General features: G+C 64.1%; 14 protein-coding genes. 5 read left to right on the top strand and 9 right to left on the bottom strand.

Features of this window, described 5'->3' with window-relative positions; translation table 11 throughout:
- The first annotated feature begins 64 nt into the window (after window positions 1-64).
- The gene (locus tag APH44_RS05095; protein WP_054891727.1) at window positions 65-547 is read left to right on the top strand and encodes a TIGR02444 family protein; all 483 of its coding nucleotides are present in this window, start codon (window positions 65-67) and stop codon (window positions 545-547) included.
- Here the strand turns inward: APH44_RS05095 and APH44_RS05090 are convergent.
- On the bottom strand, window positions 523-1,638 hold the full coding sequence (locus APH44_RS05090; RefSeq protein WP_054891620.1) for an AlgP family protein: 1,116 nt from the start codon (window positions 1,636-1,638) through the stop codon (window positions 523-525). The genes APH44_RS05095 and APH44_RS05090 overlap by 25 nt on opposite strands.
- A gap of 225 nt (window positions 1,639-1,863) precedes the next feature.
- Here APH44_RS05090 and APH44_RS05085 point away from each other — a divergent pair, with 225 nt between their 5' ends.
- Entirely contained in the window at window positions 1,864-2,529 is a 666-nt protein-coding gene (locus APH44_RS05085; RefSeq protein WP_054891726.1) for an FKBP-type peptidyl-prolyl cis-trans isomerase, read from the top strand.
- Between the two features lie 9 nt (window positions 2,530-2,538).
- Here the strand turns inward: APH44_RS05085 and APH44_RS05080 are convergent, their stop codons facing one another.
- The 7 genes from APH44_RS05080 to APH44_RS05050 all read right to left on the bottom strand — a co-directional run bounded on the left by APH44_RS05080 (window position 2,539) and on the right by APH44_RS05050 (window position 8,945).
- Window positions 2,539-3,009 (bottom strand): Rsd/AlgQ family anti-sigma factor, encoded by a 471-nt coding sequence (locus APH44_RS05080; RefSeq protein ID WP_054891619.1) that lies wholly within the window; start codon window positions 3,007-3,009, stop codon window positions 2,539-2,541.
- Between the two features lie 221 nt (window positions 3,010-3,230).
- Window positions 3,231-3,731, bottom strand: coding sequence for a disulfide bond formation protein B (locus APH44_RS05075; protein ID WP_054891618.1), 501 nt, complete (start codon window positions 3,729-3,731; stop codon window positions 3,231-3,233).
- Between the two features lie 267 nt (window positions 3,732-3,998).
- On the bottom strand, window positions 3,999-5,240 hold the full coding sequence (locus APH44_RS05070; RefSeq protein WP_054891617.1) for a heme biosynthesis HemY N-terminal domain-containing protein: 1,242 nt from the start codon (window positions 5,238-5,240) through the stop codon (window positions 3,999-4,001).
- Window positions 5,237-6,337, bottom strand: a complete 1,101-nt coding sequence (locus tag APH44_RS05065) for a uroporphyrinogen-III C-methyltransferase (RefSeq protein WP_054891616.1) — start codon at window positions 6,335-6,337, stop codon at window positions 5,237-5,239. Before APH44_RS05065 ends, APH44_RS05070 begins: the two co-directional genes overlap by 4 nt.
- 46 nt (window positions 6,338-6,383) lie before the next feature.
- Complete coding sequence (locus tag APH44_RS05060) at window positions 6,384-7,151, bottom strand: uroporphyrinogen-III synthase (protein WP_054891615.1); 768 nt, start codon at window positions 7,149-7,151, stop codon at window positions 6,384-6,386.
- Window positions 7,148-8,089, bottom strand: coding sequence for a hydroxymethylbilane synthase (hemC, locus tag APH44_RS05055; protein ID WP_054891614.1), 942 nt, complete (start codon window positions 8,087-8,089; stop codon window positions 7,148-7,150). Before hemC ends, APH44_RS05060 begins: the two co-directional genes overlap by 4 nt.
- Before the next feature lie 115 nt (window positions 8,090-8,204).
- Entirely contained in the window at window positions 8,205-8,945 is a 741-nt protein-coding gene (locus APH44_RS05050; RefSeq protein WP_054891613.1) for a LytTR family DNA-binding domain-containing protein, read from the bottom strand.
- A gap of 310 nt (window positions 8,946-9,255) precedes the next feature.
- Between APH44_RS05050 and argH the strand changes: the two genes are divergently transcribed.
- Window positions 9,256-10,650 (top strand): argininosuccinate lyase, encoded by a 1,395-nt coding sequence (argH, locus tag APH44_RS05045; protein WP_054891612.1) that lies wholly within the window; start codon window positions 9,256-9,258, stop codon window positions 10,648-10,650.
- A gap of 116 nt (window positions 10,651-10,766) precedes the next feature.
- Here the strand turns inward: argH and APH44_RS05040 are convergent, their stop codons facing one another.
- Window positions 10,767-11,426 carry a glutathione S-transferase gene (locus APH44_RS05040; protein WP_054891611.1) on the bottom strand — a complete coding sequence of 220 codons (660 nt, stop codon included), beginning with the start codon at window positions 11,424-11,426 and terminating at the stop codon, window positions 10,767-10,769.
- 146 nt (window positions 11,427-11,572) lie between these two features.
- Between APH44_RS05040 and APH44_RS05035 the strand changes: the two genes are divergently transcribed.
- Window positions 11,573-11,878: a hypothetical protein gene (locus tag APH44_RS05035; RefSeq protein WP_054891610.1), complete on the top strand. Its 306-nt coding sequence runs from the start codon at window positions 11,573-11,575 to the stop codon at window positions 11,876-11,878.
- 47 nt (window positions 11,879-11,925) lie between these two features.
- Window positions 11,926-12,171, top strand: a complete 246-nt coding sequence (locus tag APH44_RS05030) for a TIGR02647 family protein (protein WP_054891609.1) — start codon at window positions 11,926-11,928, stop codon at window positions 12,169-12,171.
- The last annotated feature ends 38 nt before the right edge of the window (window positions 12,172-12,209 follow it).

The raw sequence follows: 12,209 nt of genomic DNA, 5'->3' as shown, positions 1-12,209 counted from the left end.
CGCGGAGTCTATCAGCTTCCGGGTGGCCCACACAGGCCACTCGATCATTGGCGCGAGTCGAATCATGCACAGCGAATTGTGGAACCACGCCCTGGCCCTCTACGGCCGTCCAGGGGTCGAGAATGCCTGCCTGACCTTGCAGGCCTTGGGCGGCGATGTCTGCCTCCTGCTGTGCGGCACCTGGCTGCAGGCACGGCGGGTAGCCCCCGATGCGCGGCGGGTGGAAGCACTACGGCAAGTAGCCGGCCCCTGGCAGCAAGAGGTGGTTACACCCTTGCGCACGCTGCGTCAGGCGTGGCGTGCACAGGCACAAGGCGATCCGCACCTGGCGGCATTACGGGAGCAGGTGAAAGGCCTGGAGCTGGAGGCGGAGCGAACCTTGCTGGCGCGGTTGCAGATGTGCGCCGCAAAGTGGTCGGCGAGCCCGGACGGACACGCCGACGATTGGCTGGAGCGGCTAGCGCCGGACCAGGCCCGTGACCACGACGCGCTGCATCAGCTGCGCGCCGCGGCCAGAGCGCTTCAGGACGCCGAAGACGGCGACTGAGCCGGGGTGCTGGCCGGAGCCGATGGCGCTGGAGAAGCCGGAGTGCTGCTGGCAGCAGGAGCTGCGGGCTTGGCTTCGACAGGCTTGGCAGGAGCCTTGGTGGCAGCTGGCTTGGCGGCAGGTTTCGCAGCGGGCTTGGCTGCTGGTTTCGCAGCCGGTTTTGCCGCTGCTGGCTTCACGGCAGGTTTGGCTGCCGCTGGCTTGGCTGCTGGTTTAGCTGCTGGTTTGGCAGCCGCTGCAGGCTTGGCTGCAACCGGCTTGGCAGCGGCTTTGGCTGGAGCTTTGGCAGCAGCAGGCTTGGCAGCAGGTTTAGCGGTTGCTGGCTTGGCTGCTGATTTGGCGGCAACCGGCTTGGCAGCAGCTGGCTTGGTCGCAGGTTTGGCCGCAGCTGCTTTGGCTGCTGGCTTGGCCGGGGCCTTGGCAGCAGCAGGTTTGGCAGCGGTTTTGGTAGCAGCAGGTTTGGCCGCAGCGGTTTTCGCAGCAGGCTTGGCGGCTACCGCTTTGGCCGGAGCCTTGGCAGCGGCCGGTTTGGCGGCGGCTTTAGCAGCAGGCTTGGCAGCGGCGGTTTTCACTGGTGCCTTGGCGGCGGGCTTGGCAGCAGGAGCCTTGGTGGCAGGCTTGGCGGCCGCGACCTTGGTGGCAGGTTTTGCAGCAGGTTTTGCAGCAGCCTTGGTCGCAGGCTTGGCTGCCGCACGCAGGCCGAGTGCCTTGCCAGCGGCTTCACGCACCTTGCCAACACCCTGGGCCAGTTTCAGACTCTCCTGGGCATCACGCTTGAGTTGCTGAATATAGGTTCGCGTCTGGGTCTGGCGATCTTTCAGCGAATCGAGAAGTGCTTCAAGTTCACCGACTGCCCCCTGGGCCTTGCTTTGTGCCTTGGCCTTGCCTGCCTTGGCAGAGTCCTGCAACTTCAGGCGGGCATTGTGCAGTTTCTCCTGCGCCTTGCCGCGTTGTTTTTCCAACTTGGCGAGCAGTTTCTCTGCATCCGCCAGCGCTTGCGAGCAAGCCTCTTCCAGATGTTCGAGCAGGCTACCGGAAAGTTGCTGGAGCAGATGCAACGGCGTACTGACGGGCTTCTTTTTGGCCGACATGGCTTACCTCCTGGCTGACGAGATTGCGGCTCATACTATGCTTCTGCTGCTACCGCCGCTAGGGCATGTTGACAGTATTGTTTGCGCCGCGTTGCATGCCTGGGCAAAGTTGTTATCTTGCAGCTCGGTGCAAGTGTAGTAGTCGATTAAATGATTGCCGACATTTACACATTGGCCGACAACAAAGGCTGGCATACTTCGCCTTCATCGCCGCAGGAGTTGCCCGTGCCTCGTTATCTGATTCTCGGCTTGAGCCTGTTGGCAGCCTCTGCCCTGGCCGCCCCTCAAACGCCCCCCGCCAATGACCAGGACCTGGCCTACAGCTTGGGCGCAAGCCTTGGCGAACGTCTGCGCCAGGAGATCCCCGACCTGCAGCTCGATGCGCTGGTCGAGGGCCTGCGCCAGGCCTACCAAGGCCAGCCGCCGCGCATCGACAAGACGCGCATGCAGGCGATCCTCCAACAGCATGACGAGCAAGCCAACGCTGCCGCACAGCAGGCGCAGGTCGACAAGCTGCTGGTCGCAGAAAAACGCTTCATGGCCAACGAACGCGCCCGCAGCGGCGTGCACGAACTGCCTGAGGGTGTGCTCTACAGCGAGCTGGCCAGCGGCAGCGGCGCGCAACCCAAGGCGGGTGGGAAAGTGCAGGTTCGGTATGTCGGCAAGCTGCCGGACGGCTCGGTGTTCGACCAGAGCCAGCAACCGCAGTGGTTCAGCCTGGGCTCGGTGATCGAAGGATGGCAGGTGGCATTGCCACACATGAAGGCAGGCGCCAAGTGGCGACTGGTGATTCCGTCGGCGCAGGCTTATGGCGCCGATGGGGCGGGCGACCTGATCGCGCCCTATACCCCGCTGGTGTTCGAGATCGAACTGCTGGCAGTTGGCGACTGAGACAGGCCGTCAGGCCTGTACCGCGCCCTCTTCCTTGTGCGCGTTGTGCAGCACTTCGATCAGGCAGTCTTCGAGCTCGAAGCGCTCATGCATCAGGCCGCCCAGCTTGCCGAGCTTATCGGCGAAACGCTCGGTATCCGTGCACTCGCCTTTCTCGCAATGGTCATTGAAAGCCAGAGCGATCTGGGTGATGTCATTGATCCGGGGGTTGATTTCCTCGGCCAGCTTGAGCGCCTGCTGGTCGCCGAAAGCCTTTGCTTCAGTGACCAACTGCTCGCTGACCTCGAAATGCCAGGCCGACACGTAGTCAACCAGGACCGCGCAGAAGTCGCGGTTCTTGTCCTTGTCGGCGAAGGCTGGCTTGGCATCGCGCAGCGCGCGGAAGGCCTGCACCAGTTCATGACGCTCCTCCAGCCAACGGTCGATCAGCTTGTGAACCCCGCCCCATCGTTCCTGGGCGTTCTGGCAACTATCGAGCATGGCAGTCTCATCCCTAGCTGGGCAGATGCCGCTGCACCTCGCGTCACAACTACGCGACACAAAGGTGACATCCGCAGAGCGGCATCGAACCGTATGTTTTCAATGTGCGTGCACGGGAGATTATTCCCGCGCGTGCTGACCATCAAGGTACGCAGTGGACTAAGTTCATACAAGCGTTTGATGCCCGTGCACGGGACCATTGGTCGCGCAATTGCGCTGGGTCAACTGCCGCCAGGGTTGCGGAAACGATACGCCAGCAGGTAGTACAAGGGCAGCGCCGCCAGCAGCAGGAAGGCCATCAGGCTCCATTCGGGGAGCGTGAGGTCGAGGAAGCTCCAGCTAATCGAAACACATTCGGAGCCGCCGATCAGCAGACGCTCCAACGCCTCTGGCCAGGAGCGCTGGAGTGTCTGCGCGAAAGGTTCGGGGGTAACCGCAAGCCACTCACCTTGCAGCCACACCTGTCGTGACGCCAGGGCGACACCAGTACAGGAAAAACCACCTGCCAGCCACGCATAGGCACGCATGCCGGCTGCGCCCGGGGCATGCAGCATGGCGCACAGGCAGACCAGGGCGTAGAGCCACAGCAACAGGCGCTGGGTCAGGCACAGGGGGCACGGAACCAGGCCGAGCCAGTTCTCAAGCAAACTCGCCCCGCTCAAGGTGGCGAGCGAGGCGAGGAAGGCTGCAAAGAACAAAGAGCGCGAGCGAGCCAGCGACATGAGTGATGGAAATCCCGGAAGAGCAGTAGGGGCTTGAAACGGTAGAGGAAAGAGGATCACTGTTTCAAGTTACTACAGCTGGGACAAGTCGCTGATTCAAAGGGAAAGTTTTCGGATCTTGGTAGGAGATATCCGAAGCTTCGCCACTGGGCAGACTCCGTCCTGCCACTGCCAGGGGAAATAGCCCATTGGATGTGCCCGATCGCAACACAAGGCAGCGGGTACTGCCTTGTGTTGCGATCGGGCTACGCAATGGCCCAGGCGAGCTCAGGAAGCGGGCACACCCTCAGGCAACGGCAAGGCCAGCAAGCGCTCGTCCAGTAGGCCAAGGCCCTCCTGGAACAGCTGGTTGCTGCGCTCGGTCTCGCCCAAGCCAGCCAACAACCGCGCAAGCTCGGCGCAGGTTTCCGGGTTGCGCTCCATGCGCAGGCTGCTTTCGAGGTAGTCGCGCGCCTTGCCCCATAGGCGGTTCTGCAGGCTCAGGCGACCCAAGGTAAGCAGCAAGCTGGGGTCTTGGGGATGATCCTTGAGCCAGCCTTCGGCGGTCTGCAATTGGCGCGCCGGGTCATCGCCGCGCACCAGGCCATAAAGGCGCGCCAGGTGGCTTTCGAACTGACGCTTCAGCGCAGTACGCAGCACCTGCTCGGCTTCACCCTGGGCGCCGACCTGGCGCAATTGCTCGGCATAGGCCAGCACCAGTTGTGGCTCCTGGCGCTGGGCCGAGGTGAGCTGTTGCCAGGCGCGCTCCAGCGACTGGCGGGCGGCTTGAGAGTCCTCGCCCCGGGTTGCGGCCAGCGTCAGGTTCTGGCCCCAGGCACGCTGCTCCAGCTCCGCCAGCTCGTTGCCCGGCAGCACCTTGCCCTTGCGCAGGTCTGGCAGCAGGCGGATCAACGCCGGCCAGTCACCGCGATCTCGGTGCAGACGCTGCAGCAAACGCAGCACCTGGGCGTTGTGCGGATGCCGTGCCTGCATCGCCAGCAGGGTTTCCAAGGCACCGTCACTGTCGCCGCGGTCCATCTGCAGCTGCGCATGGGTCAGGGCGATACCCAGCTCCGCCTGGGGCTGACGCTCCAAGGCACGCTCGAGCAGGTTGTCGCTGTCTTCGGTGCGCCCCTGCTCGTTGGCCGCGCGGGCGGCGCCGAGATAGTAGAGCAAGGGTTGACGCTCGGCTTCGGCGGCGCGGTGCAGGTGGCGCTGAGCGCTGGCCCAACGACCTTCGGCGAGGTCCAGTTGGCCCTGCTCGATGGCGACACGCACACGTCGGCTGCGATTGCGCCGCGACCAAGGGTTGACCACCCCGCTGGAGGCCAGCACCAAGCCGACCAGGTAACGCAGCAACAGCAGCGCCAGCACCAGCACCACCAGTGCCGCGAGCGCCGCCCACAGCCCTGACTGGTAACGGAAGCCGCCATAGGCGATCAGCACATAGCCACTGTGCTTGGCGATGGCGACGCCCAAGGCCGCGGCGATGACGATCGCCACCACCGCCAGCAGGTAGACACGCTTCATGGCTTGCCCCCTTCGCCTTCGGCCGGCAGATGGCGCCGCTGGATATAGGCCTGCACAGCGGCGAGGCTTTCGCTCAGGTCAGGCACGACCACCGAGACGGGCTGCTCGGCCAGTGCGTTGAGGCTGTCGAGCATGGCCTTGCTTTGCGGGTTGTCCGGGTTGAAGTTGGCCAGCAGCACGCTTCGCGCATCGTCCAGCGCCTGGCTGTAAACCTTGGCCTGGCCATTGAGCGCCGCCCACTGGGCCTGCTCGATGGTGAGGCTCAACGCGAGACGCAGCTGGTTGAGCGATTGCCCGGCCAGCAACGGGCGTACGTTCTGGTCGGCGTCGAAATCGATCTGGAAGTACTTGGAAATCTCTGCCCACCACCGGGACAGGCGGCTTGCACCATCGCCGTCGGCGGTCAGCGCACCAAGGGCATCGGCATCGCTGTTGAATTCAGGCGACTGGGCACTCAGTTGCTGTACCTGCTCGCGCTGGGCGGCGAGCTTGAGGAACAATCCGGTACGGTCGGGTTGCTGGGTGCTGTTGAGCGTCGCCAGGCTGCGCGCCAGTTGCTCGCGCGCCGCGAAGGCGCCCGGATCGCTCTGCTCGCGCAGGATCTCGTCGGCACCTTCGACCAACGCCTTGGCACTGGCGATGTCCTGCAGCGCCGACAGGCGCAGGGTCGCCAGGCGCAACAGATGCTCGGCCTCGGCCAGACGCCACTCCTTGCGGCTTTCGCCAAGCACGGTTTCCAGGCGCTGGCTGAGCCTTTGCTGGTCACTCTGCAACTGTGCCACCAGGCGGCGGCGGTCTTCGAGTTCGCTGGCTGCGGGCAAGGTCGCGAGTTGCGAGCCGAATTGCTGCTGGCGTTGTTGCAGCGCTTCGGCGCGCTGGTTCAGCGCCTCGATATGCTCGCCCTGACCCTGCTCGCTGCCTTGCAGTTGGCGCACCTGCCATGCGCCCCAACCACCGACGGCCACACCGGCGGCCCCGATCAACAGCGCCAGCAGGGCCAGGCCATTGCCGGCACGCTTGGCCGGCTGCTCGACGGGAGTCTGCGGCGCATCGATCGCCGAAGGTTGTTCGTTGTTGGACAAGACAGTCTCGCTCACGTATCCATCCTTTGCATGGGGGCGTCGTCGCAATCCGCTCGACGCCTTAGGAGGCAGGTGCAGCGCTGCGCTGCACGGCTGCCAGCAAGGCCGCGGCGCTCGCGCCACGGCAATCCACAACCTGTTGGGCGCCTGCCGCCCTGGCCTGTTCGGCCACGCGCGGGCTTGGCACGAACAGCGCAAGCCCCGCCAGACGCGGCCAATCCGCACCGGCCAGCTGGAGCAGGTGTTCGAAACCCTGCCCACTGCTGACCACCAGCCCGTTCAGGCGTTCCGCTTGGATCCGGCGCATCAGGCTGCCTGGGGGATAATCCGGCAGGCGACGTTCATACAGTTCCAGATAATCGACACTAGCACCTTGCTCACCAAGACGCTCGGCCAGCCATTCACGACCACCGACACCGCGGACAATCAGGACGCGTGCTGTAGGAACTGCGACAGCCTCTCGCAGGACAGATAGACCGAGCAAGGCCTCGCTGTCATCACCCGCTGCAGGGAAAGCCACCTGCAGATCGGCAGCCTGGAGAATGCGTGCCGTCGCCTCCCCCACAGTGAACCAGCCCTGGAGCGGCGCCGCGATGCCCTCGTCGGCAAGCCGCTCGAGCAGCAGGCGCGCTGCGGGCTTGCTCACCACGATGATCGCCTGGTACTGGCCGATGTCGGCCAGTCGCGCCTGGGCCGTTTGATCCAGGGTCAGCGGGTCGATCGCCAGCAAGGGCAAGCGGCTGCTGGCGATTCCGACAGCAGCCAGGCTCTGCGCCAAAGCCGCGCACTCCTCTTCGGGGCGGGTCAGCAGCAGGCGCCAGCCGCTCACGGATGGCCGGCCTCGCCGTAGACTTCCTTGAGGATCGCCTCGGCGCCCTGCCCCAGCAGGTCCTCGGCCACCTGCACGCCCAGGGTTTCGGCGGCGGCACGCGGGGCGCGGGCATCTGCCACCAGTAACGTCCCGCCACTGGGCTGGCCGACCAGGCCACGCAGCCACAATTGATCGTCTTCAAGCACGGCATAGCAGGCGATCGGTACCTGGCAGCCACCGTTGAGGTGCTTGTTCATCGCCCGCTCGGCCTTCACGCGGTCAGCGGTATCGGGGTGGTTGAGCGGCGCCAGCAAGGCGTGGATCTCACTGTCGGCGCTGCGACACTCGATACCGACAGCACCCTGGCCACCGGCCGGCAGGCTGTCATCGACACTGATGCTGGAGGTGATGCGGTCTTCGAAGCCCAGGCGGATCAAGCCTGCGGCAGCCAGGATGATGGCGTCGTACTCACCGGCGTCGAGCTTGGCCAGGCGGGTATTGACGTTGCCGCGCAGAAAGCGGATTTCCAGATCAGGGCGGCGCGCCAGCAACTGGGCCTGGCGGCGCAGGCTGGAGGTGCCGACGACGCTGCCGGCCGGCAGCGCCTCAAGACTGTCGAACGTGTTGGAAACGAAGGCGTCGCGCGGGTCTTCGCGCTCGCAGATGCAGTACAGGCCCAGGCCTTCGGGGAAGTCCATGGGCACATCCTTCATCGAATGCACGGCGATATCGGCTTCGTTGTCGAGCAGGGCGGTTTCCAGTTCCTTGACGAACAGGCCCTTGCCGCCGATTTTCGCCAGGGGCGAGTCGAGCAGCTTGTCGCCGCGGCTGACCATCGGCACCAGGGTCACGACCAGGCCCGGATGGGCCTGCTCAAGGCGAGCTTTGACATAGTCGGCCTGCCACAGGGCCAGGGCACTTTTACGGGTAGCAATGCGGATTTCGCGAGTGGACATGTAACGCCCCGAAGCAGAGAAATGCCGCCGATGATAACAGCTCCGCCAGCCTCGCTAGCAGATCCAGGTCATCACCTGGCCCGCCATCCCTGGCAGCGGCCGGCATTCACCTCGGTCAGAGCGTCTGCATCATCTTGCGCACACCGGCCACATGCCGGCGGCTGACAGTCAGGGCATCGCCGTCGAGGCCTTTGAGAAACAGCTGGAAATGCCCCAGCGGTGTGCGCTGCAGGCGCTCGATACGCTCGCGGGCCACCAGGGCGTTGCGATGGATACGCACGAAGCGCTCGCCGAATTCGTCTTCCAGCGATTTCAGCGGCTCGTCCAGCAGCACTTCGCCAGACTCGTGGCGCAAGGTCACGTACTTGTGGTCGGCAATGAAGTAGATCACCTGGGGCAGGGGAATCAGCTCGATACCCTTGCGCGTTCGCGCACTGATATGACTGCGCGGGCCGCCTCCGCTTTCGGTGGACGGGCGGGTCAGGGCGGCGAGCTGGGTGCGGTTGGGTTTTTCCGCCTTGCGCAGGGCATCGCGCAGGGCCTGGGGCTGGGTCGTGCGACCTACATGGCTGAGGGCGCTCTGGCTGAATGCCTCCTGCTCGTCGTCATCGAGGCAGAACACCAGCGCCGGTGGCGCCTCGCGTTCGCACAGACGCGCCGCCACCTGCAGGCCATCGAGGCCCGGCATGCGGGTGTCCAGCAGGACGACATCGGGTTTGAGGCTATCGATCAGCGCCAGGGCCTCCTCGCCATTGGTGGCACTGGGCTCAAGCACCGTATAGCCCTCGAGCTCACCAAGCAGTCGGCTCAGGCGCTCGCGGGCCTGGGGTTCATCATCAACGATCAGGACATTCATAATTGCGCTGGATTCCTGAGTGAGTCTCGCAGTGGGTACAAGCGTAGACAGGAGTCGGTGACCGTTGTAACGGTCACGCTACAGACCCATGCGAAGGCCAAAGATTCACTGGCCTGGCAGAATCGCTGCCAGTCCTCTGTCCAACTGTAGACGGTCCGTGGAACACTGCCGTTCAATCGTTGAATATCCTGTGGCGCCCGCCACCCGGCGTAGACCGGCAATTTTCTCGCGACCGGCGCCCTGCTTAGCGAAGCCCAACCCTGCTATGATCGGCGCCACTTTTTCATTCACGCCTTCTATGAGTGGATCCATGAGCACCGACAAGACCAACCAGTCCTGGGGCGGCCGCTTCAGTGAGCCCGTCGACGCCTTCGTCGCCCGTTTCACCGCCTCGGTCGATTTCGACAAGCGCCTGTACCGTCACGACATCATGGGTTCGATCGCCCACGCCACCATGCTGGCGCAGGTCGGCGTACTCTCCGACGCCGAGCGCGACACCATCATCGATGGCCTGAAGACCATCCAGGGTGAAATCGAAGCGGGTCAGTTCGACTGGCGTGTCGACCTCGAAGACGTGCACATGAACATCGAGGCACGCCTGACCGACCGCATCGGTATCACCGGCAAGAAACTGCACACCGGTCGTAGCCGCAACGACCAGGTCGCCACCGACATCCGCCTGTGGCTGCGTGACGAGATCGACCTGATCCTGAACGAGATCACCCGCCTGCAACAGGGTCTGCTGGAGCAGGCCGAGCGCGAAGCCGAAACCGTCATGCCCGGCTTCACCCACCTGCAGACCGCCCAGCCGGTGACCTTCGGCCACCATCTGCTGGCCTGGTTCGAAATGCTCAGCCGCGACTACGAGCGCCTGGTCGACTGCCGCAAGCGCGCCAACCGCATGCCGCTGGGCAGCGCAGCGCTGGCCGGTACCACCTACCCGATCGACCGTGAACTGACCTGCAAGCTGCTGGGCTTCGAAGCCGTGGCCGGCAACTCGCTGGACGGCGTCTCGGACCGTGACTTCGCCATCGAATTCTGTGCGGCCGCCAGCGTGGCGATGATGCACCTGTCGCGCTTCTCCGAAGAGCTGGTGCTGTGGACCAGTGCGCAGTTCCAGTTCATCGACCTGCCTGATCGCTTCTGCACCGGTAGCTCGATCATGCCGCAGAAGAAGAACCCGGACGTCCCGGAGCTGGTGCGTGGCAAGACCGGCCGCGTGTTCGGCGCCCTGACCGGCCTGCTCACGCTGATGAAAGGCCAGCCGCTGGCCTACAACAAGGATAACCAGGAAGACAAGGAACCGCTGTTCGACGCCGCCGACACCCTGCGCGACTCGCTGCGTGCCTTTGCCGACATGATCCCGGCGATCAAGCCCAAGCACGCAATCATGCGTGAAGCGGCGCTGCGTGGTTTCTCCACCGCCACCGACCTTGCCGACTACCTGGTGCGCCGCGGCCTGCCATTCCGCGACTGCCACGAGATTGTCGGGCACGCCGTGAAGTACGGCGTCGACACCGGCAAGGACCTGGCCGAGATGAGCCTGGACGAGCTGCGTCAGTTCAGCGACCAGATCGAGCAGGATGTGTTTGCCGTACTCACCCTGGAAGGCTCGGTGAACGCGCGCAACCACATCGGCGGCACCGCGCCGGCACAAGTGCGTGCAGCGGTGGCGCGCGGCAAGGCGCTGCTGGCTTCCCGCTAAGCGCGTACCAAGGGCCGCGCCCTCGAATCACCACACAAGGCCGCTGCCACAGGACACCTCGAACCCTGTGAAGCGGCCTTGTGCCGTGAAGGGCCGCACAGCGGCCCTTCTTCCCATCACCGCTTGTTCTGCACCATCTCCATGAACCTTGGCATCGCCGCCTCCTTGTCCGCCACGATCCGCGCCATGTGCGGATGCTCGCGCAGCTTCCCCAACAGCGCCGCTGCCTGTGGGAAGTCCGCCAGGAAATCGATCCCCAGCACCTTCTTGCCCACCGCACACGCCAGGTCGACCGAGAAGCAGAACATCAGGTCAGCCAGGGTCAGCTTTTCGCCAGCGACATAAGGCGCGAACTTGCCGTTGCGCTTGAGCGTGGCAAAACCTGCCAGCAGCTCGCTGCGCGCCCGCTCCTTGATCAGCGGCTCCACCGCCGTACCGAAGAACGCTTCGGCGTAGCAGGTACGTGCAGGCAGTTCGATGTACAGCTCGATCTCCTTGAGCAGCTCACGCACCTTGGCCTGCCCGAATGCATCACTGGGCAGCAGCGGATGCTCGGGGTGGGTCTGCTCGATGTAGTCGAGGATCACGTTTGTCTCACTGAGAAAGCCGTGTTCGGTTCCCAGCACCGGAACCTTGCCACGCGGGCTGATGGCCAGCACCTCGGGTGTCTGCCCGGAAACGAACGGCACTTCCTCGAAGGGCACGCCTTTTTCCAGCAGGGCCAGCTTGACCATGTTGTAGTAGTTGCTGACCGCGAATCCGTAGAGCTTGAGCATGAACGACAGCCTCCAGGCCGTAAGGGGTTGGCCTGGCTGTTATAGCCGCCTGGCCACCCCCTGACCAGCATCATGGCGCGCGTCGATGACCGGGCATTGCCGACACAGGCATGGCACACTGTCGCTTTCATCACAGGAGTAGCGCCATGAGCGAACCCACCGATATCGAAAACGACGACGAAGAATTCGCCGAGGCGACGCTGACCCAGGCCATCGAGAACCAGATCGAGAGCGGCAATCCGCCTGCGGCCAAGGCCACCTTCAACAAGCTGACCCTGGTCGGCTACGAACGCGAAGACATCCTCAACCTCATGGCCCACGTGCTGGCCATCGAGATCGACGCGCTGCTCACCGAGGACCGCGCATTCGATACCGAGTGGTACGAAAATGCCCTGCGTGCCCTGCCCGAATTGCCACCTGAGGCAAATCAAGGCGACGACGACGAAGCCTGACTACACTCCTGACTTCCATCCTCGTCTGAGAAGTCAGGAGTCGCCCCATGTCCTTTACCCCCGAATTGGTCGCCGAACTGGAAGTCCTTGCGCTGTTCAACCTCGACAGCAGCCAGGAAGGGATCAAGATTCACGCCAATGCCTCGCCAGCCCTGGTCGCTGCGGCCAAACGCCTGCATGACAAGCAACTGACCGATCAGCCAGACGGCGGTTACCTGACCAGCCTGGGACACGATGCGGTGGAGAGCGTGCAGTTGCTGTTGAATGTTCTGAAGACCCCACAACCTGCATAACTGCACCGGCCTCATCGCGGGACAAGCCCGCTCCCACA

It is taken from the genome of Pseudomonas sp. NBRC 111143 (assembly GCF_001320965.1).
GTDB classification, from domain to species: Bacteria; Pseudomonadota; Gammaproteobacteria; order Pseudomonadales; family Pseudomonadaceae; genus Aquipseudomonas; species Aquipseudomonas machongensis.
This window is presented reverse-complemented; position numbering and strand designations above follow the sequence as displayed.